At 40.5% G+C, this 22,553-nt stretch carries 18 protein-coding genes; 10 read left to right on the top strand and 8 right to left on the bottom strand.

From position 1 onward, the window contains the following. The first annotated feature begins 95 nt into the window (after window positions 1–95). The 3 genes from MKY30_RS05760 (at window position 96) to MKY30_RS05750 (ending at window position 4,713) form a co-directional block, all read left to right on the top strand. Entirely contained in the window at window positions 96–1,316 is a 1,221-nt protein-coding gene (locus tag MKY30_RS05760; protein WP_341083077.1) for a CNNM domain-containing protein, read from the top strand. Between the two features lie 208 nt (window positions 1,317–1,524). Continuing rightward, window positions 1,525–2,445 carry an HPr(Ser) kinase/phosphatase gene (gene hprK / locus MKY30_RS05755; RefSeq protein ID WP_147212486.1) on the top strand — a complete coding sequence of 307 codons (921 nt, stop codon included), beginning with the start codon at window positions 1,525–1,527 and terminating at the stop codon, window positions 2,443–2,445. Window positions 2,446–2,613: 168 nt separating this feature from the next. Then, complete coding sequence (locus MKY30_RS05750; RefSeq protein ID WP_341083073.1) at window positions 2,614–4,713, top strand: glycoside hydrolase family 31 protein; 2,100 nt, start codon at window positions 2,614–2,616, stop codon at window positions 4,711–4,713. Window positions 4,714–4,830: 117 nt separating this feature from the next. Here MKY30_RS05750 and MKY30_RS05745 read toward each other — a convergent pair whose 3' ends face one another. Genes MKY30_RS05745 through MKY30_RS05720 form a run of 6 tightly spaced genes read right to left on the bottom strand, consistent with a single transcriptional unit; the run spans window position 4,831 to window position 10,886 of the window. Next, complete coding sequence (locus MKY30_RS05745; RefSeq protein ID WP_341083071.1) at window positions 4,831–5,652, bottom strand: SDR family oxidoreductase; 822 nt, start codon at window positions 5,650–5,652, stop codon at window positions 4,831–4,833. A gap of 3 nt (window positions 5,653–5,655) precedes the next feature. Next, window positions 5,656–6,684 (bottom strand): mannonate dehydratase, encoded by a 1,029-nt coding sequence (locus MKY30_RS05740; protein WP_147212483.1) that lies wholly within the window; start codon window positions 6,682–6,684, stop codon window positions 5,656–5,658. Then, complete coding sequence (uxaC, locus tag MKY30_RS05735; protein ID WP_341083068.1) at window positions 6,684–8,093, bottom strand: glucuronate isomerase; 1,410 nt, start codon at window positions 8,091–8,093, stop codon at window positions 6,684–6,686. Before uxaC ends, MKY30_RS05740 begins: the two co-directional genes overlap by 1 nt. A gap of 18 nt (window positions 8,094–8,111) precedes the next feature. Continuing rightward, complete coding sequence (locus MKY30_RS05730; protein ID WP_147212481.1) at window positions 8,112–9,407, bottom strand: TRAP transporter large permease; 1,296 nt, start codon at window positions 9,405–9,407, stop codon at window positions 8,112–8,114. After that, the gene (locus MKY30_RS05725; protein WP_147212480.1) at window positions 9,404–9,895 is read right to left on the bottom strand and encodes a TRAP transporter small permease; all 492 of its coding nucleotides are present in this window, start codon (window positions 9,893–9,895) and stop codon (window positions 9,404–9,406) included. Before MKY30_RS05725 ends, MKY30_RS05730 begins: the two co-directional genes overlap by 4 nt. After that, window positions 9,888–10,886 (bottom strand): TRAP transporter substrate-binding protein, encoded by a 999-nt coding sequence (locus MKY30_RS05720; RefSeq protein ID WP_147212479.1) that lies wholly within the window; start codon window positions 10,884–10,886, stop codon window positions 9,888–9,890. Before MKY30_RS05720 ends, MKY30_RS05725 begins: the two co-directional genes overlap by 8 nt. 122 nt (window positions 10,887–11,008) lie before the next feature. Here MKY30_RS05720 and MKY30_RS05715 point away from each other — a divergent pair, with 122 nt between their 5' ends. From MKY30_RS05715 to MKY30_RS05690, 6 genes are all read left to right on the top strand, one after another. Continuing rightward, window positions 11,009–11,968 carry a LacI family DNA-binding transcriptional regulator gene (locus tag MKY30_RS05715; RefSeq protein ID WP_147212478.1) on the top strand — a complete coding sequence of 320 codons (960 nt, stop codon included), beginning with the start codon at window positions 11,009–11,011 and terminating at the stop codon, window positions 11,966–11,968. A 183-nt stretch (window positions 11,969–12,151) separates the two neighbouring features. Next, entirely contained in the window at window positions 12,152–12,457 is a 306-nt protein-coding gene (locus MKY30_RS05710) for a PTS sugar transporter subunit IIB (protein WP_147212477.1), read from the top strand. A 42-nt stretch (window positions 12,458–12,499) separates the two neighbouring features. After that, window positions 12,500–13,801, top strand: coding sequence for a PTS cellobiose transporter subunit IIC (gene celB / locus MKY30_RS05705; RefSeq protein WP_147212476.1), 1,302 nt, complete (start codon window positions 12,500–12,502; stop codon window positions 13,799–13,801). 50 nt (window positions 13,802–13,851) lie between these two features. After that, window positions 13,852–14,163: a PTS lactose/cellobiose transporter subunit IIA gene (locus MKY30_RS05700; RefSeq protein WP_156986275.1), complete on the top strand. Its 312-nt coding sequence runs from the start codon at window positions 13,852–13,854 to the stop codon at window positions 14,161–14,163. Window positions 14,164–14,178: 15 nt separating this feature from the next. Continuing rightward, window positions 14,179–15,582, top strand: coding sequence for a glycoside hydrolase family 1 protein (locus MKY30_RS05695; protein WP_147212474.1), 1,404 nt, complete (start codon window positions 14,179–14,181; stop codon window positions 15,580–15,582). Between the two features lie 99 nt (window positions 15,583–15,681). Then, window positions 15,682–17,628, top strand: coding sequence for a PRD domain-containing protein (locus MKY30_RS05690; RefSeq protein WP_156986328.1), 1,947 nt, complete (start codon window positions 15,682–15,684; stop codon window positions 17,626–17,628). Window positions 17,629–17,719: 91 nt separating this feature from the next. Here MKY30_RS05690 and MKY30_RS05685 read toward each other — a convergent pair whose 3' ends face one another. Then, a complete protein-coding gene (locus MKY30_RS05685; RefSeq protein WP_156986273.1) occupies window positions 17,720–19,441 on the bottom strand; it encodes a pyruvate oxidase in 1,722 nt (573 codons plus the stop codon). Between the two features lie 239 nt (window positions 19,442–19,680). Between MKY30_RS05685 and MKY30_RS05680 the strand changes: the two genes are divergently transcribed. After that, window positions 19,681–20,475, top strand: a complete 795-nt coding sequence (locus MKY30_RS05680) for a Cof-type HAD-IIB family hydrolase (RefSeq protein ID WP_341083063.1) — start codon at window positions 19,681–19,683, stop codon at window positions 20,473–20,475. 114 nt (window positions 20,476–20,589) lie between these two features. Here the strand turns inward: MKY30_RS05680 and MKY30_RS05675 are convergent, their stop codons facing one another. Further along, window positions 20,590–22,464, bottom strand: a complete 1,875-nt coding sequence (locus MKY30_RS05675) for a beta-glucoside-specific PTS transporter subunit IIABC (protein ID WP_156986271.1) — start codon at window positions 22,462–22,464, stop codon at window positions 20,590–20,592. Window positions 22,465–22,553 lie beyond the last annotated feature (89 nt).

The following is a 22,553-nucleotide window of genomic DNA, read 5'->3' as shown; positions in this document are numbered from 1 at the left end:
TAGTTTTCAAATCGAGGAAAGCTATCTTTTTATCTCTACTTAGAAAGCATTATCAGCACACTAAAAACTTTATCTTATTTAGGAGGAATTTACTCGTGATCATTGCGATCATTTTCTTATTATTTGTCTCTTTTTTCTTTTCAGGAAGTGAAACAGCCTTAACTGCGGCAAACAAAGTTAAGTTGCAGGCAAAGGCAAACGATGGAAATAAAAAAGCAAAAAAAATTCTTCATCTTATTTCTAAGCCCAGTGAATTTATTACAGCTATTTTAATTGGAAATAATATTGCAAATATTATCCTTCCTACACTGGTTACAATCATTGCGATAGACTATGGTTGGAACATAGGTATTGCTTCAGCTGTTATTACAGTCACCATTATTGTATTCTCAGAGGTTTTGCCAAAATCTGTGGCAGCCAGTTTTCCAAACCGTATTTCATTTATCGTATACCCAATTATCCGGGCGGTTGTATTTATCCTTAAACCAGTCACCTTTTTATTAAATGGATTGACAAGCTTGATTACCAATGCACTATCCAAAGGAGAAGTACAGGCTGAATCTGTTTCCAAGGAAGAACTGCGGGCAATTGTTGATATTGCAGACTCAGAAGGAGCTTTTCAAAAAGAGGAGTCATCACGGATTCGAGGTGTATTTGATTTTTATCATTTGAATGTAAAGGATGTTCTTAAAACCCCCCGTGTCGAAATTGTCGGTCTGGAGCATGAAGCAAGCTACCAGGAGGTCAAAGAATTAGTTCTTTCCAGCCCGTTTACACGATATCCGGTTTTTGGAGAGGATGTCGATGATATTGTCGGGGTTTTTCATTCCAAATACTTAATTGCCTGGAGCGATGACAAAGAAAAAACGCTGGCAAATTATAGTGATATGAATCCGCTTCGTGTGTATGAATTTAATAATACCGAATGGGTATTTCATAAAATGCTGGAGGAAAAAAAGCATATGGCCATTGTTTTGGATGAATATGGCGGTACAGAAGGTATTGTAACACAAGAGGATATTATTGAAGTGATGATTGGACAGGAAATTGAAGATGAGACAGACATAGAAGAGGATGCTTTGATTGAAAAACAGACAGAAACGGAAATTATCTGTGATGGGAAGATTACGCTGCATCAGTTAAACAATACATTTGATACGGATATCCCAGAAGAAGATGATGTACTTGCAGCATATATATTGAGAAATTTCACTACCTTCCCGGAAGAAGGAGATGTTCTTGAACGCGAGAATTTAACCTTTTGCATCTTAGAAGTAGATGGACGCTATATTAAACGTGTTCAAATTATTAAATAGAGTGTGTAGAAAGGTGATATGATCTCGCACAGCTTTCCTGCTCCTTTTTGTTAATGAAGTGAAAAAATTCAAGCATATTTTTATCGTGTCCAAAATTTGACGGTATAAAATGCGTAAAATAGCGATTTTTCCTACATGAGCCTGTCTCTTTATCCTATAATTCGTTATAATATAGGGAAACTAGCAGGGTAGAGAGGAGTGCGGAGCTTTGAAATCTATCAGTGTAAATGACTTAGTAAAAGAATTTCAATTAGAAGTGCTGGCTGGAGGAGAAAAATTAGATCGTACCATCAAAAAGGCCAGGACACATCGCCCAGGTTTGGAGTTTATTGGTTATTTTGATTTTTTCCCGATGGAGCGTGTGCAGATTTTAGGGAAAAAAGAAATTAACTTTTTGAAGCAGCAGAATATTGAAGAACGGAAGGAACGGATAGACCATGTGGTGAGCTATCATCCTCCATGCTTTATTGTTACTTCGAATCAAGAGGGGCTTACTTATTTAACTAAATTCTGTCAGGAGGAGAACATTCCTCTTCTGCGCACAGCGGATACGGCAGTTGATTTTATCGCCAAAGTAGATAATTATTTAACACGTCAGCTGGCAACAGAAATTGCCGTTCATGGTGTATGTCTGAATGTCTCCGGCATTGGTGTTTTAATCCGCGGGGAGTCCGGTGTAGGGAAGAGTGAGCTGGCACATACCTTAATTGGCCGGGGGCATCGTCTTGTTTCCGACGACATTGTTATATTGAAAAAAGTGAGCCATCAGACAATTCTCGGGACACATAATGATATTAACCGGGAATTTCTTGCTCTTCGCAGTGTTGGTCTCTTAAATGTTGTCCGTATGTACGGCAGAAAGGCATTCCAGGACGAATCACGTATTTCTCTGGATATTGAACTGACAAAGTGGGAGAAGGATGCACTCAATAATGATTTGGAGTTAAAAACAGATCATGAGGAATACATGGGTGTGAAAATTCCAAGAATCGAAATTCAGCTCCAGCCAGGGCGGGATGTGGCTGGGTTAGTAGAAGCAGCTGCAAATAACTGGTACCTGCAGCAGCAGGGCTATAAAGCTTCGGCAGAATTTATGCAGCGTGTGCAATGGGAGGAAGGAGACGATTGATTGTTTCCTTTCGAATAAAAGGGAGGGGAGAAAAAAGATTCTTCTCTCTCTTTATTTTTATGGATGAAAAGAAGATGTTTTTTCTGGAAAGAAAGTATTATCCCTTTCTTTTTCTCTAAAATTATGTCATATTATAAATAACAACGTTGTTATTTTAGGAGGAATAGAATGAAAAGGTTTGATGTAACCGCTCATAAAGAGAATCAGATTATTTTGCATAATCAGGAGCAGTCAATATATACGCATATTCGTGTGCTGGAGCCGTCGATTATTAATGTAAGAGTAAGTACGGAAGAAGAAATCAGCTTTCCAACCTGGACAATTACGCCAGGAGATACGGAATTGCCATTTGAAGGACTTTCACGTCAAAATATGAAACCGTTCTCTTTGCCAGAATACAGCTTTTCAGAGTCGGATGAGTCGATTACCATTACAACAGAAGAATTAAAATTAGATATTCAAAAGGAAGGATTCTATTTAACTTGGTTTCAAAAAAATGCTGATGGATCCTTTGAACAGGTGATGACAGACCGCAAGACGCAGAGCTACCAGCATCATATTAGTGCCAATCAGCCTACATGCCACTATCTTGAACGTGGTTTAGAAGAGATGTATTTCGGGTTAGGAGAGAAAGCCGGTGCTGCTGATAGACATGGAAGAAGATTTCGGATGAATAATATTGATGCAATGGGATATAATGCGGAAACAACAGATCCGTTATACAAGCATATTCCGTTTTATATCACTTATAAGCCGGAAATTCGTCAATCTATCGGAATTTTCTATGATGATTACCAGAACTCGGTGTTTGATTTTGGCCAGGAGTTGGATAATTACCATGGTTATTACCGCTATTATGAGACAAATAGTAATTTCTTAGATTATTATGTGATCGCCGGACCGCAAATCAAGGATGTAACAAAGCGATTCAGCTGGCTGACAGGAAGACCGGCTAAAATGCCGGCATGGGCGATTTCCTATTCTGGCTCTACGATGCAGTATACAGATTTGCCGGATTCACAAGAGTTACTAAATGGGTTTCTGGAGCAATGTAACCGTCATGATATAAAAGTGCGCTCTTTCCATCTTTCTTCCGGCTATACTTCCATTGACGGGAAACGCTATGTGTTTAACTGGAATTATGATAAGTTCCCGGATCCCAAAGCATTTGGAAAGCATTTTACTGATGAAGGTGTAGAAATTGTAGCAAATATTAAACCATCACTTATGCTGAATCATCCTTTGCTTGATGAGGTTTTAGCGTTTGACGGGTTTATTAAAGATGAACACGGAAAGCCTTTGCTGGTTCAGTTCTGGGATGATGAAGGATATTATTTAGACTTTACCAATCCAGATACAATCAACTGGTGGAAGCATCAGATTAAAACCAAGCTGTTAGATAATCATATTAATTGCACATGGAATGATAATAACGAGTTTGAAATTTGGGATCAAAAAGCGCAGGTGCATGGATTTGGAAAAGGCGGAAACTTCCAGGATTATCGTGCCATCATGTCACTCTTGATGATGAAGGCATCCCGGGAGGTGCAGCTTGCATACAATACAGAGGAGCACCCTTATATTATCAGCCGTTCAGGCTGTGCGGGGATGTCCAAGTATGTACAGACTTGGACAGGAGATAATCGGACAAGCTGGCATACACTGAAGTTTAATAATAAAATAGCGCTTGGATTGAGCTTATCCGGTATTTATAATTTTGGGCATGATATCGGCGGCTTTTCGGGACCAAAGCCAGATCCTGAATTGTTTTTGAGATGGGTGCAATGCGGTGTATTTTATCCTAGATTCTCTATTCATTCATGGAATGATGATGGGTCTGTAAACGAGGCGTGGATGCATGAAGAGGTGTTGGAGGAAGTGAAGGAAGCAATGCATCTTCATGAACGTCTGAATCCTTATATTCAAAGTCTGGTAGAAAATTCTCACGATAATTATGAGCCAATTATTCTTCCGACATTCTATGCTTTTGAAGAGGATGAGAAAACGTATAAAGATAGTGATGATTTTATGCTGGGGGATAAACTGCTTGTCTGCCCTGTTGTAGAAGAAGGACAAACAGAACGGCAAATCTACCTGCCGAAAAATCCGGAAGGCTGGGTCGATTATTATACTGGCGATGTTTACGAAGGGGGAAGAACGATTACATTGGATGTTTCGCTTGCTAATATTCCTTTCTTTGTTAAAAAAGGAGCTTCCCTGCCGATGTATAATGATGAGCTGACAGAGGTAGAAACAAAGACATTTTAATAAACTGGAAAAACCATCTGTATTATTTACTGGAATACAGATGGTTTTTTTGGGGAATCAGCTTTATTACTAAATTAAAAAGGGAGAACGCTAAATTAACGTCCTCTCCCTTTATTTTTACACTCCTGAATACGAAGAAAATCCGCCATCAACAGGTACTACAATTCCAGTAACAAATCGGCTTGCGTTTGGATCAAGCAGCCATAGCAATGTTCCAACTAAATCTTCCGGGTCACCAAAACGTTTCATCGGTGTTTGCCCTAAAATTTTCTCTGCACGCTCGGAATAAGAGCCATCGTCATTACGTAAAAGACCTTTATTCTGTGCTGTTTCAAAGAACCCTGGCGCGATGGCATTAACACGAACTTTCCCTTCAAAGTAAGTACTGAGCCATTGTGTGAAATTACTGATTGCTGCCTTGGCACCACTATATGCCGGTATTTTTGTTAAAGGCTGAAAAGCATTCATAGAGGAAATGTTAACAATTGAATTTCCTTCGCCCTCTGTTAAATCTGTTCCAAATACCTGGATAGGGAGGAAGGTTCCAGTGTAATTTAAACGAAAGACACTTTCCACACCTTCCTCACTTAATCCGAACAAGTTTTTCTTGATATCCTTCTCATAGTGCTCATCATCAGTTGTCGCATCAGGATGATTTCCTCCGGCACAGTTAATCAACGCGTTCACTGTTCCGAACTTTGCGTTAAAGGCCTGCTTTGCTTTTTCAAGAGAAGCTTTATCTAACACATCGGCTTCTAAAGCAATCGTGTGTGTGCTCTTCGTGTTTACCTCTCCCATCAACTTCTCAAGCTTTTCTCGGCTGCGGCCGATCAAGCCGACATGCGCTCCTTCTTGAACAAGAGCTTTCACAAAAGTACTGCCAATCACACCACTTGCTCCGGTAATAACAATATTCCGTCCTTCAAATGATAACTTCATAGCTTATTCGACTCCTTCAATCAGGCCATTAATATAGGCTGCACCTAATGCACGGTCAAAGAGGCCGTAGCCCGCTCTTCCTGTTTCGCCCCAAATCATTCTGCCATGATCTGGGCGAATGGTTCCTGTGTAATCAATATCCTTTAATGCACGCGTAACTTCTTTCATATCAACCGATCCCAGTTTAGACAGGTGTGCTGTCTCTACAAAAGAATGGTTTTCTAGCCGCTTAATATTCCGCATATGAACAAAATGAATGTGTTCCCCAAATTCACGAATAAGTGCAGGAAGATTATTTTCTTCTAAGCAGCCAAGAGAACCGGTACAGAAGCAGATTCCGTTATTTTTTGCATCATTAATGGAAATCAGCCGCTGATAGCTTTCTCTTCCTTTAATGATACGAGGAATCCCAAAGATAGACCAAGGTGGGTCATCTGGATGAATTGTCAGGTCAACATCATGCTCAATAGCAACCGGCAATACTTCATTTAAGAAATAGGTCAAGTTATCCCATAAATCTTCATCCGTCATCTGGCGGTACTTTTCAATCAGAGCTGCCATATCTTCTTTTGTATAACTTTCATCCCAGCCGGGCAAATTCAAGTTTGTCGTAACAGGGTCAATTTCTTTAATAAAATCATGATCATATAATAAAGCAGTAGAGCCATCCTCTAATTCATGCTCTAAATCTGTTCTTGTCCAGTCAAAAACCGGCATAAAATTATAGCAGACAGTTTTGATTCCTGCTTCAGCAAGATTCTTCAAAGATTCTTTGTAATTGGCAATATAGTTATCCCGATCAGCTTCACCAAGTTTGATAGATTCGTGAACAGGCAGACTCTCAATCACAGCCAGAGAGAGTCCTTCCTTTTCTATCGAAGCCTTTAAGCCTTCAATCCGCTCTTTTGGCCAAACCTCACCGACGGGAACATCATAAATTGCAGAAACAATGTTCTTCATATCGGGAATCTGTTTTATTTTGTCTAAGGTAACAGGATCGGTATCTCCATACCATCTAAACGACAATTGCATCAGTAAACCTCCTTGATATTTTCAACTTTAAATAAGCGTGCTGCATTGTTAAAGCAGATATCCTTTAAAATACCTTCCAGCAATACCGGGTCATCTTCAATTTCTCCCTTTTCCACAAGAGACCCGATAAGCTGGCAGAGAATACGCCGGAAGTATTCATGCCGGGAATAGGATAACAGGCTTCGAGAATCAGTAAGCATCCCTGCAAATTCTGACAGCAGGCTGATGTTTGCATAGTCTATTAAATGCTGAAGCATCCCGTCTTTCGTGTCATTATACCACCAGGCAGCACCAAGCTGTACCTTCACGTCTTTTGAAGTGAAATTACCGGCAGCAGCCTGTACCATGGAATGATCATTGGCATTATGCGGGTAAATAATGGTGTTGGTCAAGCAGTCTTTTTGATGCAGATAATCTAATAATTGATTCAATTCTTCTGCATTCAGCGAATTTCCAAGACTGTCAAAGCCAGCATCCGCACCAATTTTCTCATATTGAAGCGTGTTATTATTTCGAAGCGGTCCGAGATGCAGCTGCATGATCCAGCCATATTTTTTATATGATTTTGCCAGGCGGGACAACAGCCAGCCAGCCAGTTCGCGTGTTTCCCGGTTATCAAGTGCTTTTCCATTTTTTAAATTAGTAAAGTATGCTGCAGCTGCTTCTTCAGATAATCCTGTTAATACTACTTGAGCAAAGCTTTGATCAGCGCTTTTTGCACCATGTTTGTTAAAGTAATCTACTCTGTTTTCAAGAGCACCGATATAATCAGATAAACTATTAATTTCTGAACCGGTTGCTGTCTGCAATTTCTGAATTGCTGTCTCTATGGTTTCCTGCTTCAGGCTAACATAGAAGTCCGGACGAAAAGTTGGACGGACCTCTATATCAAAGGATTTATCTGCTGCCAGCTGCTGATGATAGTATAAGTCATCGCAAGGATCATCTGTGGTGCATATTACTTGTACATTGCTTTTCCGCAAGATACTTCTCGGAGACATATCTGGCTGTCCGAGCTTTTCATTTAATTTCTTATAAAGCTCTCCGGCATCGCTATGCTGTACACCTTCATAATGATTGAAGTAACGGGCAAGCTCCAAATAGCACCAATGATACATCGGATTCATGATGGCTTTTGGAAGCATACCGATAAACGCTTTAAATTTCTCAAAGCTGTCGCCATCTCCGGTAATCAGGGCTTCATCAATACCGTAAGCCCGCATCAGGCGCCATTTATAATGATCATGCCCGAGCCATAAATCCGTAATTGTGGCATAGTTTTTATCCTCATAGATTTCCTGCGGGCTTAAGTGGCAGTGGAAATCATATATCGGAATATCTTTAACAGCTTGATAGAGCTCTTTTGCTTTCGTTGTTGTTAATAAAAAGTTTTCATTAATGAGTGTCATAAATATACTCTCCTTGCTTTATAGTCCAAATAAATTCGGTAAGAATAGTGATAATTGCGGAATAAATGTAATTGCGAGCAGCATCACTATCAACGCTATGAAATAAGGGACAAGTGTCTTAATGACACTTTCAATTTTAACATTGGCAACACTAGCTCCGACAAATAATGCACTTCCTACAGGAGGTGTAATGTTACCGATACACAGGTTGAATGCAATAACGATACCGAAATGAACAGGATCTAAGCCAATAGATGTTGCAATCGGCAGGAAAATTGGTGTGAAAATGAGTACTGCTGGTGTTATATCCATAAATGTTCCGATAAGCAATAAAATAAGATTCATTAAAAGTAATAAGAGAATCGGATTCTCTGTCAGTGATAGAATTCCATTTGAAATGGCTTCCGGCAGACCTGTAAAGCTCATTACTAATGAGAATAGAGCGGAAGCGGTAATCAATAAAAGAATCATACCTGTAATTTCAACTGTTTCTTTGATAATCGTTGGGATATCAGCGATTTTAAAGCTCTTATAGATAAGAGACAGAATAAAAGCGTATAAAACAGCAACTGCAGCTCCTTCTGTTGCAGTGAAGATTCCTCCAACAATACCGCCAATAACAACAATAATCAGCAACAAGCTTGGGATAGCATCAAGAATAAGAAAGAAACGATCCTTCCAGCTGATTTTCTCAGATATAGGGTAGTTATGCTTTTTCGCTAAGACATAAGCCACAATCATTCCTGTAATACCCCATAAAATACCTGGAATATATCCTGCCATAAATAAAGCTGCAATAGATGTTCCGCCACTAACTAATGAGTATACGATTAATAAAGAACTCGGCGGGATTAATAACCCTGCCGGTGCCGAAGCAATATTTGCAGCAGCAGAATAATCCTTCCGATAGCCTTGCTTTACTTGTAAAGGAGTCATGATACGACCCATAGCGGCAGCGGCAGCTACACTTGATCCAGAAATAGAACCGAAAAGCATGTTCCCAACAATGTTTGTATGAGCTAAGGAACCAGGCAATTTTCCAACTAACACCTTTGCGAAATTGACCAGCCGGAAAGCAATCCCGCCATTATTCATCAAGATCCCCGCAAGTACAAAAAGTGGAATGGACAGCATTGTAAAATTATCAATTCCTGTAACCATTCTTTGTGCAGCAGTAACAACAGTTACATCAAAGGGCAGAATCAAAAGCATTGTCAAAAGGGAGCTTAAAATAATCGATATCGCAATCGGAATACTCAAAATAAGCATTACAAGAAACGAAATAAATAGTACCAGTCCTGCAATTAATGTCATAGCTGTTCACTTCCTTCCTCAGATGATGTCATATCCCCGACTGCTAAGTTATAGATAGCATAAAATATAATAAAGAGTCCTGAAATTGGAAGGGCTCCATACATCCATGCCATGGATATGCCTGTAGAAGGAGCAGTTTGGGTCAAGGTAAGACTGATAACCTGAATCCCTCCCCAAATCATAAGAACAACAGCAACAAGTAATAAAATAACATTCGATAGACGGTGAAGCGCCAGCTGTGCCTTCGGAGCCAGCTTTTCTTTGATAAACACAATTGCAATATGCTTTTGCTGGCCGAATACATACGCAGCGCTTGTTAAAGCAAACCAGATTAAAAGCATGCGGATGACTTCTTCACTGACTGTGCTGGGTGTGTTAAGAATATACCGTGCGATAACCTGCCAAACAGATAGAACGGACATGACAGCAATTAAAATTCCTGTTAAGACGAGAAGACATTTATCAATATACTTTTTAATATTACTCATTCTCTTTCTCTCCCATAATTAAGTCATATTGTTCTTTCGTAGCTTCATTTTCCTGGAAGGAATCCTGTAATGGCTTTACAGCTTCCATAAAGCTGCTTTTATCAATCTCGTGGAAGGTAACTCCCATTTCATCCTCAGCAATTTCACGAGCTTCCAGCATACGCTCATCCCAACGCGGCTCATGCAGAACGGAGGATTCTTCTGCTGCTTCCCGAACCCATTGCTGCTCCTCGTCCGATAACTGGTTATAAGCTTCCACATTCATAATTAAAATATCAGGAACCATCGCGTGCTCCGTATAGAAATAATGCTTGGCAACCTCACCATGCTTATTATCAGTCAGAGCAGACTCATTATTTTCTGCTGCATCTAATAACCCGGACTGCAAAGCAGTATAAACTTCACCAAATCCCATCGGTGTCGGTGTACCACCAAGCGCTTCAATCATTTGAACACTTGTTTTACTTGGTTGAACACGTGTTTTTATGCCATGCATATCTTCATTGGTTTCCAGCATTCGATCCTTGGTATACATATTCCGTACACCTGCATCATAATAAGTAATGCCGATAAATCCATTGTCTTCTGTTTTATTGTAGAAAGCATCCTGAATTTCCGGCATTTTCATGACATCACGATACTGTTCCTGAGAATCAAATAGATATGGCATACTAAACAGAGAGTAAGATTCTGAAAAACTTTCTAATGCACTTGCAGATACTTTCGTAAACTGTACTGCGTTGGTCTGGGTCATTTCAATAACCTCCCGTTCACTGCCAAGCTGTCCATTTGCATAAATTTTAAGCTTTAGCTTTCCATCTGATTTTTCATCTAAAAGCCTCTGGAAATCAAGCAGTGATTCATGAATTGGATGGTTGGTAGGCTGGTTATGAGCAAGAACAAATTCCTTGGTATCCCCTGAACTATCCGCCTGTGCGCAACCTGTCAATAAAGTTAAAACGCTTACAATGCATAATAAAAAAATACGCATATTTATCCTCCTCTTAAAATAACAACGTTGTTATTCGGGTATAAAAAAAATCAAACTTCCTATTCCTTATGATATAATTATATCAAGAAGAAATCAATAGATAATTTTTAAGGAGTAAACAAATGGCTGTAACTTTAAAGGATATTGCGACCGAGTGCGGGGTGAGTTATTCCACAGTGAGCAAGGCGTTGAAGGATTCTCCGCTCGTCACAGAAGCAACCAAAAGAAAAATTAAAGAAAAAGCGGAAGAGATGAATTATATTCCAAATAACTCTGCCCGATCGCTCGTATCAAACAAGAGTCATACAATTGGTTTGATTTGGCCGGCAGTGGATAGAGTAGCGATAACAACGTTGGCAACGCAGGTAAATGAGGCATTAAAGCAGGCTGGATACTTTATGGCTGTCTCTATTGATAATCCAATTACAGCAGCGAGTAAGTTTTTAGAATTACGCTTTGATGGCGTTATTGTTTTTGATGAGGGAGAGGCTACTACCTTGCCAGAGAAAATCACGAATAATATTCCTGTCATTGCTTATGGGGTTGCCCGGAAGTTACCTTATCCAATTATTAACGTCCATCATAATTGGGCCATGAAGCAGGCTGTAGACCTGTTGATTGAAAAAGGGCATCAAAGTATTGATTATATCGGTGAGCTGCATACAAAGGATATCCGGCAGATTGTGAAGAAAGAAACCATTGAAAATTACTGCAGGGAGAAGCAGATAAACTATCGTCTCATTGATTCCGGCGGGTTAACCGAAACGGCAACAAAGCAGGCTGTCAAAGAATTTTTAAAAACGGAGACACTGCATGACGGTATTATTTGCGGGAGTTATGATATTACGATGGGAGCTTTACATCATATCGATGGACTGGAATCCCGGAAAACCATTATTGCCTATGATAATATCAAGCAATTTAAGTCCATCGAGATGCCGATTTATTCCGTCGGTGTACCAGCCGAACAAATTGCTGAAGGTTTAGTGAAGCATCTTATTAGAAATATAGAAGCAGAACGTAAGAACACATCTGAAATTATCGATCTTTATCCGAGCCTACAGTATCATGAGAAAAAGTAGAAAATGCTTTCCCGTTCACATTGGGAAAGCATTTTATTGCTTGCGGGATGAGTCAGTAAGGAAAAATTTCATTTTATAACCATTTCCGTTAAGCAGCGGAAAAATAATCGATTTTAATGTAAGCGCTTATTTAATACAATGAATGTAGAGAAAAACAAGATAAACTCAAGGAGGGGAATAACAATGAAGCACATTTTATTAGCTTGTTCATCGGGAATGTCAACAAGCCTGCTAGTATCAAAAATGGAAGAAGCGGCATCTGCAAAGGGAATAGATGTAAAAATCTGGGCAGTGGCACAGGATAAAGCTTTTACGGAATTGGGAAAGGCAGACGTTCTGTTAATTGGTCCGCAAATGCGATTCTTAAAAAAGAAATTTGAAAAAGCTGCCGCTGAGGAAGGCATCCCTGTCGACGTGATTGATCCTGTAGCATATGGGAGAGTGGATGGAGCAGCTGTATTAGAGAAAGCATTGTCTTTATTTTCCTGATAGGGCGGAAAAATGTTTTGAATACAAAGGAGGTTTATTCGGATGGAAAATAGTAAATTTATGCAGATGCTAGAGAATATACTGCTCCCAATTGCGGATAAATTAAATAATAACCGTTATTTATCCGCGTTAAGAGATGGTTTTATGGTTGCGCTGCCATTAATTATATTTGGTTCGATCTTTGTGGTTATCGCCAACTTCCCGTTCCTGGATTCTGTGATGAGTGAGAATGCGTTCGCTCGGTATCAGGAGGCTCTGGGGCCTGCTTCAGCATCAACGTTAAGTATTATGGGACTGTTTGTCATTATTGGTATCGGTTATAAATTAATTGAGCACTACAAAGGAGAGGCGATTTATGGCGGTGTAGTGGCAGTTGCTGCATTTATTATTTTAACTCCCCAGGTGCTGGAGGGAGTAGCCGGGGTGATCCCTGCATCAGCATTGGGAGCTCAAGGGATGTTCTTAGGGATATTCACTGCTTTTATTTCTGCGGAATTATATCGTTTTTTTGTCCAAAAGAATTGGATGATAAAAATGCCTGCCGGTGTACCGGGAGCAGTGTCCAAGTCATTTAGTGCGTTACTGCCGATTGCGTTCACACTTTCTGTTTTTCTTCTCGTGCGCATTCTGATGAGCTTTACACCGTTTGAGACGGTCCAAAACTTTATTTACACAGTTGTTCAGGAACCGTTGACCCAATTGGGAAGCGGATTACCGGCGACAATTATTGCAGTATTGCTTATCCAAGTATTCTGGTTCTTTGGATTGCATGGACAAATTATCGTAAACTCTGTTTTTGATCCTATCTGGTACAGCCTGAATGAACAGAATTTATCTGCCTTTCAAGCTGGAGCAGAATTACCTAACATAATTACCAAGCAATTTATTGATTCCTTTCTTGTCGGAATGGGCGGTTCGGGAATGACTTTAGCTGTCATTATTTTGATTATACTTATCGGGCGAAGCAGACAATTAAAAGAAATTGGGAAATTAGGCGGTCCGCCAGGCGTTTTTAATGTGAATGAGCCAATTATTTTCGGGCTTCCAATTATTATGAATCCCTTAGTGCTTATTCCATGGCTTATTGCACCAGTGGTGGTAACTGTCATTACGTATGTAAGCATGTCGACGGGGCTCGTTCCAAAACCTGCGGGGATTATCGTGCCATGGACAACACCGCCATTACTCAGCGGTTTTCTGGCTACAGGAAATGCATGGCAGGGCGCTGTACTGCAGGCATTTAATCTCTTCGTTGTGATGATTATTTGGTGGCCGTTCCTGAAAATTCTCGATAAAAACTATTATGAAACAGAAAAATCAGGAGAAGAAACCAAAGCAAGCTGATCGAAAAGATACACCAAAGAAGCAATCTTGTACAGGTAGGGGAGATAAATATGGATCAATCAAAAATGACAGAAACCGCCTTTCAAATTATCCTTTATGCCGGTAATGGGAAATCAAATGCAATGGAAGCAATCCAGGTTGCCAAAGAAGGAAAATTCGAGGAAGCAGACAAGCTGATTCAAGCGGCAGGAAACGAATTAACGAATGCACATCACTATCAAACTGCATTATTGCAAGATGAGGCGAAGGGGGATAAGCAGGAAATTAATCTGTTGCTTGTACATTCGCAGGATCATTTAATGAATGCAATGACGACACGCGATTTGGCTATTGAAATCATTGAGCTATATCGAATGAAATAATGGAGGGTTTTCTATATGACAACGCAACAATATCAATTTCCAAAAGATTTCTGGTGGGGAAGTGCTACCTCTGCAACACAGATTGAAGGGGCGGCTGATGAAGGCGGAAGAGGAAAAAACATCTGGGATTACTGGTACGAGATAGAGCCGGAGCGGTTTTATAACCAAGTGGGTCCGGAGTATACTTCTGATTTTTATCATCGGTATCAGGAGGATATTGCATTAATGAAGGAATATGGGCATAACTCTTTTCGCTTATCCATTTCCTGGTCCAGGCTGATTCCAGGCGGTACAGGTGAAGTGAATCAGGAAGCTGTTTCTTTTTATAACCATGTCATTGATGAACTGATTAAGCAGGGGATTGAGCCCTTTGTAAATCTTTTTCACTTTGATATGCCGCTTGAACTACAGGAAATAGGCGGTTGGGAAAACCGTGATGTCACCGATATGTATCAGCAATATGCCAAAACAGCCTTTGAGCTTTTCGGTGATCGTGTCAAGAAGTGGTTTACATTTAATGAACCAATTGTACCTGTGGAAGGCGGCTATCTATATAATTTTCATTATCCGAATATTGTCGATGCCAAACGGGCCTTTCAGGTGGCTTATCACACAATTATCGCTCATGCGAAGGCCGTGAAGGCATTTAAAGAGCTTGATATAAAGGACGGGAAAATCGGGATTATCCTTAATCTCACACCGTCCTATCCAAGGAGTGATCATCCCGCAGATAAAAAAGCAGCCCATATTGCCGATCTATTTTTTAACCGAAGCTTTTTAGACCCGGCTGTGTTGGGACATTATCCCAAGGATCTGATTCAATTGCTGGCTGAATACAGCCATCTCCCTCACACAAAGGATGGCGACGCAGCCCTAATTAAAGAAAATACGATTGATTTATTGGGTGTGAACTACTACCAGCCAAGAAGAGTGAAGGCAAAGGAACATCTCCCGAATCCGCATGGGCCGTTTATGCCGGACTGGTTCTTTGATAATTATGAAATGCCGGGAAGACGGATGAACGAATATCGCGGCTGGGAGATTTATGAGAAGGGAATCTATGATATTATGATAAATTTAAAAGATAACTATCATAATATCGATTCATTTATTTCAGAAAACGGGATGGGTGTGCAAAACGAAGAGCGCTTTATAGTAGATGGGCAAATTCAGGATGATTATCGGATTACGTTTATCAGAGATCATTTAAAATGGCTGCACCAGGCGATGGAAGAAGGCTGTCATGCAAGGGGCTATCATCTATGGACGACAATGGACAACTGGTCCTGGGCGAATGCCTATAAAAATCGTTATGGATTCTTCTCTGTCAATCTGGAAACGAAGGAGCGTACGCCAAAGAAAAGTGCCCATTGGTTTAAGCGTATAAGTGAAGAAAATGGCTTTGACGAAGAAAAATAATTACGAGATGGAAGAAAAAAGTATAATATAGATAGATTCGTTACAAAGATAGGGAGAAGATGTTTTTAAAACGTCTTCTCTTTCGCGAGGGGTGTCATGATGGACAGGCGGCTTCGTTCTATATTGAAGGAATTAATTCAGGCAAAGAAAGCTTTGACAAGCAAATTTATAGCAAATATTAATCAAGTAACCCCGCGTACCACGCAAGAAGATATAAAAAAATTGAATCAGCAGCTTCTTTCGCACGGAGCATCGATTCAATCGATAAAAGGCCGCGGGTATCACTTGCATATCGAGGATGAGCAGTTATTTCGCCACTTCTTAACCACGGCATTATATGAAAATAAAGATCAGAAACAAATCCCAAATACACCGGATCAGCGTGTACGTTATATTATTCAGAAATTACTTTTAACCATGGACTATTTGAAGCTGGAAGACTTGGCAGATGAGATGTACATCAGCAAAGCAACCATTCAAAACGATATGAAATTAGTAAGAGAGCATTTATCTAATTTCTATCTGGATATTCGTGTGAAGCCGAATTATGGAATTAGAATAATCGGGGAAGAGATGAAAATACGGTTTTGTATGGCAGAATACCTGATTCAAAGGGGAAGTGACTCCAACGGCAATATATATGACGGCTTCATCAGGCTGCCAAAGGAACAGACAGACTTTATTAAGCAGACAATCATTGCGCATCTGGAAAAGCAGCATATGACCCTTTCAGATATTGCCATACAGAATTTGTTTATTCATATTGCCATTGCGGTGCTGCGTATTCAGAACGGTCATCCGGTTGATAATGACGCTAATCCCAAGCAGGAGATAACCCATACAAAAGAATACAAGGTTGCAGAAAAAATTGTCGGGGATACAGAGCAGGAGTTAGGAGTGATATTTCCTCCAACGGAAACCTCCTATGTTGCGCTGCATTTATTAGGTACAAAGATATTGACAACTGCTGATATAGAGAAAAATCAGGACATAGAAAGCCTCCTTGATCCGGCGATTTATGAACTGGTTATTGCGATATTAGATCGTATTGAGCTGGAGATGCATTTAAATATTCGCCACGACAGGGATTTGATGATTAACCTGGGACTTCATTTGAAGCCGGCAATGAACCGGTATAAATATGGAATGAATATCAGAAATCCGATGCTGGAAAGTATTAAGAAAAATTATCAGCTTGCTTTCCAGGCAGCCGTACATGCAGGAGTCGTGATTGAGAAATATACAGAGGTTACCATTGATGAGAACGAAATTGCCTATTTAGCACTCCACATCGGTGCGGCAATGGAAAGGCAGAAGCTGAAGCAGGGACCAAAACGCTGCCTGATTGTCTGTGCTTCTGGAATGGGCACGTCTCAATTAATTTATTATCGGCTCAAGACAAAATTTAATGGGAAAATGGACATCGCAGGAACCACAGAATATTATCGGTTATCCACTTATCCATTAGATGATATAGATTTTATTATTACGACTATACCGATTCATGAGGATTTAGGTATTCCTGTTGTGGAGGTGAATGCAATCATCAGTAAGGATGATCTTCAGCATATTTCGTCCTATATAGCCGGAACCCCATCCAACGTCATCAGGGATTTTTTACAAGAGGACTATTTATTTTTAAATCAATCATTCCATGCCAAAGAAGATGTTCTAGCATTTATGGTCAGCGAAATAGAATCAGATGATCTGAAAAGAGCCCGATTTCTCGAATCCATTTATGAAAGAGAAAAAATCGCCCCTACTGCTTTTGGCAACCTGGTGGCAATTCCGCATCCATTAACGCCGCAGTCGCAGCAGACATTTATTTCGATTGCTACCTTAACTGAGCCGATTCCATGGACAACTGAAAGGACGGTTCAATTTGTGCTGTTGCTCAGTGTGAAGAAGAACAGCGTTGAGGACCTGCAGCCACTTTATGAAATGATCAGCAAGCTGATCGAGCATCCGGAAAGTCTGCAGAAGCTCATGCAAATGACAGATAAAGCATCGTTTATGAGTATGATGGAAACGTTAGAAAGATTATAAGTATGTGCAGCATGTTCGGAAAGTGAAAAAAGAGGCATGATCAAACACATAAATTGATCATGCCTCTTTTTAGGGGTAAAGGAATATATCCTTACATCCGCTTCAACCCCTTACGAACCGGCGGAAGCTCCAGTTTCCCCTTTTCAAACAGCTTCTTAATTGTCTGCTTCGAATAGCTAGTTACCTGATCATAAGAAAGCTTGCCCGGAATCGGCGGCTCGTCTTCAATACAGACATCTATAATTGCCGGCTGATTAAAGGATGCAGCAGCCTCCAGAGACGGCTTCAGCTCCTCAAACTTTTCGACGCGATAGCCTTTACCGCCGCAATTTTCCGCAAAGCGGGCAAAGTTAAAGCTCTCTAAACCTGTCTTATAATCCAGATTCCCCCCAGCCTCCTGCTCATATTTAATCATGCCAATCCGTTCATTGTTAAAAATGACAATAATCATTGGCAGGTTATACTTCACCGCAGTCAGGAAATCCTGCATGTTCATTGTAAATCCGCCATCACCGCAGAGACCGATTACCTGCCGATCAGGGAAAGCGAGTTTACTGGCAATGGCTCCAGGAAGTCCACAGCCCATGGTGCCCAGCCAGCTGGAGGTCAGGAAATCCTGTGTGGTTTTCATCCGGAAATGGCGTGCTGCCCATACAGTCACATTACCGACATCAACAGACAGGATGGCATCGTCCGCAGTAATTTTCTGCACTTCATGGATGACCTGCTGCGGTTTAATAGGTGTGGAGGCCTGTTCTTCATCTGCTTTCATTTCCTCCCACCAAGCTGCCATTTTCTCCTGATATTTTTCTAAGAAATCACGTTTTTCGGTCTGAGGCAGCTGTTCATTTAGCCAAGCGAGTGTTTTTTTTGCATCTCCGGCGATGCCGATATCCACTGGATACCTTTTACCGATTTGAAGCGGATTACTGTCGATCTGAATGCATGTTACATCCTCGGGTAAAAATTCCGTATACGGATAAGAGGTACCAAGCAGAATCAGCAAATCGGCACCCTCCATTGCTTCATAAGCCGGTTTAGTTCCTATCATTCCCAGGTTGCCAAGAAAGTTTGGATGTTCATCCTCCATAACCCCTTTAGCAGGAAGGGAAATAACAACAGGAGCTGCAATCCTGTCAGAAAATGCCGCCAGCTCTTCCTTAGCTTTTTTCGCTCCCGTTCCTGCTAAAATAATTGGCTTCTTCGCCTTTTCAATTACAGAAACAGCTTCCTGCATCGCAGCAGTGTCCGGTGTAAGCTCGGGTGCTTCATACAGCACGGCATTTTTCTGTACCTTATTCTTGATTTTTTCTGCAGAAATATCATCTGGCAGAGTTAAGACAGCTACCCCTTTTTTCGCATAAGCTGTTCGGATGGCCTGATTAACCATAGAAGGGAGCTGCTCTTCTGAGACAACCTGCTTATTGAAGACAGCGACATCATCAAAAATACGTTCCATATTTACTTCCTGAAAGCCATCTGTTCCAATCTGATCCGTTGGAACCTGCCCGGCAAGGACAAGAACAGGTGCGTGATCCTTCTTCGCATCATACAAACCATTTAATAAATGAATCGCCCCGGGTCCTGCAATCGATAGGCAAACGCCAAGCTTTCCAGTCAATTTTGCATAAGAAGAGGCAGCTAATGCCCCGGCTTCTTCATGACGAACCTGAATAAATTTTATTTTATCCTCGGCTTTTCGAAGCTCTTCCATCAGATTATTAATCGAGTCACCATGCATTCCATAAATATGGTCCACTCCCCAATCTGAGAGCTGTTCAACGAGTACTTTTCCTGCACGATCATCAAACATAAAATATGCCTCCTTATCAAGAGCATTTTAATTCTTATATTAATGAAGCGGCTTTATAGGACGCTTCTTTTTTGCCTAGTTTGTCTATTCCACAATTAGGAGAGCATGAAACTTGTAAGGATAGGAAAGACTGGAAATGAAAACAATTCAGAAAAAGATAGAAAGCCTAGCTTTTCCTCTCATTATCTTTTAGAATAAGGGTACATTACTCCATCAGGACATGTGAGGAGGTCAAAAAAATGACAAAGAGACCAATCGTATTCTTTGATTTAGATGGAACATTACTAACAAGTGAAAAAAAAGTAGCAGAGAGCAGCATAAAAGCAATCGAAAAACTAATTGAAAATAACGGCATACCTGTCCTCGCAACTGGAAGACCTGTATTTGAGACAAAGGAACTGCAGGCAGAAACAGGGATTCAGTCAGCTGTATTAATGAATGGGCAGTTCATTGTGCATGAAGGAGAGGTTATCTACCGGAACAGGATTAATCCTGTCCAATTAAAAAAGCTGGAGGAGTATACAGAGCAAAGAGGTGTAACAATCTGTTATCACACGGCTGAACGGATTTACACAACAAATGATCAATCTGAGCTGTTAAAGAAGGACTGTGAGTATTGCGACAGAGAGATCCCGGTTGTCGATGATGACATTTATATGAATAAACCGGTCTACCAGGTCGAAATATTTATTGAGGAAGGTGAAGAAGAGTACCAGGAAAAATTCCCAGATCTCCAATTTGTCCGTAACTCACCCTACAACTGTGATGTTTTTCCAAAAGGCATTTCCAAAGCAACAGGGATAAAAGAATTCTTAGAAATTACCGGCCTGCCTAAAGAGAATACATATGCTTTCGGCGATGGATTGAATGACTTAGAAATGTTTCAGTTTGTAAAAACATCGGTGGCAATGGAAAACTCGGTAGAGGAGATTAAGGAAGCCGCGACATATATTACGAAATCGCATGATGACGATGGAATTGCAGATGGGATGAAGATGTGCGGGCTGATTGGTCAAGAAGAGAGTGAAAAATAGGCTCTTCTTGCTGGAGAAAAGCAATCTCTATTCCTCGCTCGTATAAATAATATTATCCTTCATTAAATAAGAGCTAGCTGCTATTATTGAAAAATAGCAGCTAGCTCTTTTCATTTATTCTTTTGGAACAAGCGTGAGCAGTGTATCTGATTCTTTCAGATCTTTTCGATTAGTAGGTTCAATAACACTGTATTGATTGGAATTCGTAATTATAACAGGCGTTGTTATTTCATAACCTGCTTCTTTGATTTTATCCATATCAAATTCTACAAGTACATCTCCGACTTTGATTTTATCTCCTTCTTTAATATGGGAGATGAAATGTTCCCCGTCCAGTTGAACAGTATCCATACCTACGTGAATTAAAATTTCTGCTCCTTTATCGGAAGCAATCCCAATAGCATGCTTCGTTTTAAAAGCAACGGTAATTGTTCCGTCAACCGGAGAAACTACGCGCCCGACTCTTGGTTCAATAGCAATACCTTGTCCCATGGCTTCTGAAGAGAAGGTTGGGTCAGATACTTCTGTTAAAGGTTTGGATGTTCCTTCGATTGGACTCATGATTTGTTCGTCTACTGTTTCGATTGTTTCCTTTTCATTTGATACTGCGCCAGGCTCCTGTACAGGATCTTCAACAGGATCATCAAATCCTAAAATATAGGTGAGGACTGCTGAAATAATAAAGGAAGCAGTGATACCAATGATAAGTGCCAGGAACCCTTCGCCGCCTGGTCCATAGAAAATAGGTAAAGTCAGTAATCCCGGTGCTCCGGAAGCAAATGCCTGTGTACCGCCATAGCCAATGATTGCACCACCGACAGCACCACCGATAATTCCGGCAATAAATGGTTTTTTCAGGCGTAAAGTAACCCCGTATACAGCTGGCTCCGTAATTCCAAATAGAGCAGTAACCGTAGCTGAACCAGCCAAAGCTTTCATTTTCTTATTTTTCGTTTTCAGGAATACCCCGAATGCAGCACCGGTTTGTGCGAATACAGATGCTGTTGCAGCGGGTTTAATACCATCTTGTCCGTAGACAGCAACGTTGTTAATGAACACAGGCACAAGTCCCCAGTGAACACCGAAAATAACGAATATTTGCCATCCTGCACCAAGAACTGCGCCGGCAAGTAATGGACTGAAGTTGAATCCGGCAAGTAAAGCATCGGCAATACCGTTACCAATAGATACACCGATTGGTCCAAACACAATTAAAGTTAAAGGAACCATCACAACTAAAGAAATTAATGGCGTCAAGAAATTCTTAACACTTTGATGAATAAACCGATTCGCAAATTTTTCAACATAGCTCATCATAATAACAGACAGAATAATAGGTATAACAGTAGATGAATATGGCATCATTACTACAGGAATACCGAAAAATCCAACCGGATCGCCCGCCGCTTCCAAATCAATAATGGAAGGATAAACAAGTGCGCCGGCAACCGTCAATGCAGTAAAAAGGTTTGCCCCAAATTTACGTGCTGTTGTTACTGCCAGCAAGAGAGGCAGGAAGTAAAACAAACTGTCAGAAGCTGCATAAAGAATGGTATAGGTAGTGCCCTCTGCATCGAGCCAGTTAAAATTATCCGAGATTAGCAGCAGTCCTTTTAAAATACCGGCACCCGCCATTACTCCAAGCAAAGGAGCAAAAATACTGGAAATGACGTCAACAATCCTGCCTAGTAAATTTCCGCTTTTCTCATTTTCCTGACTGTCCTGTTTACGATCATCATCTAAAAGATTGGTAATCTTTCCAATCTCCTGGTAAACCTCAGGCACCGTATTTCCGATAACAACCTGGAATTGCCCGCCGCTTTCTTTTGTGGTAATAATACCTTCTGTGTTTTCTAATTTATCTTTGTTCGCTTTGGAATTATCTTTTAATTTAAAACGCAGGCGTGTTGCGCAATGAATAAGTGAGTTAACATTCTCTTCGCCGCCGACCTGTTTGATAATTTCTTTAGCTAATTTTTGATTATCCATCTTTGAACCTCCTCATTTTTTGTTAATTATCTATAGAAAAAACCTAAGCCATTGGAAAAGAAGCACATACGCAGTATGTCCTTTCCATG

The sequence above is a fragment of the Oceanobacillus sp. FSL W8-0428 genome (genome assembly GCF_038004405.1).
Taxonomy (GTDB): Bacteria; Bacillota; Bacilli; order Bacillales; family Amphibacillaceae; genus Oceanobacillus; species Oceanobacillus sojae.
Note: the sequence above shows the minus strand (reverse complement) of the source record. Positions and strands in the feature narration are given on the sequence as shown.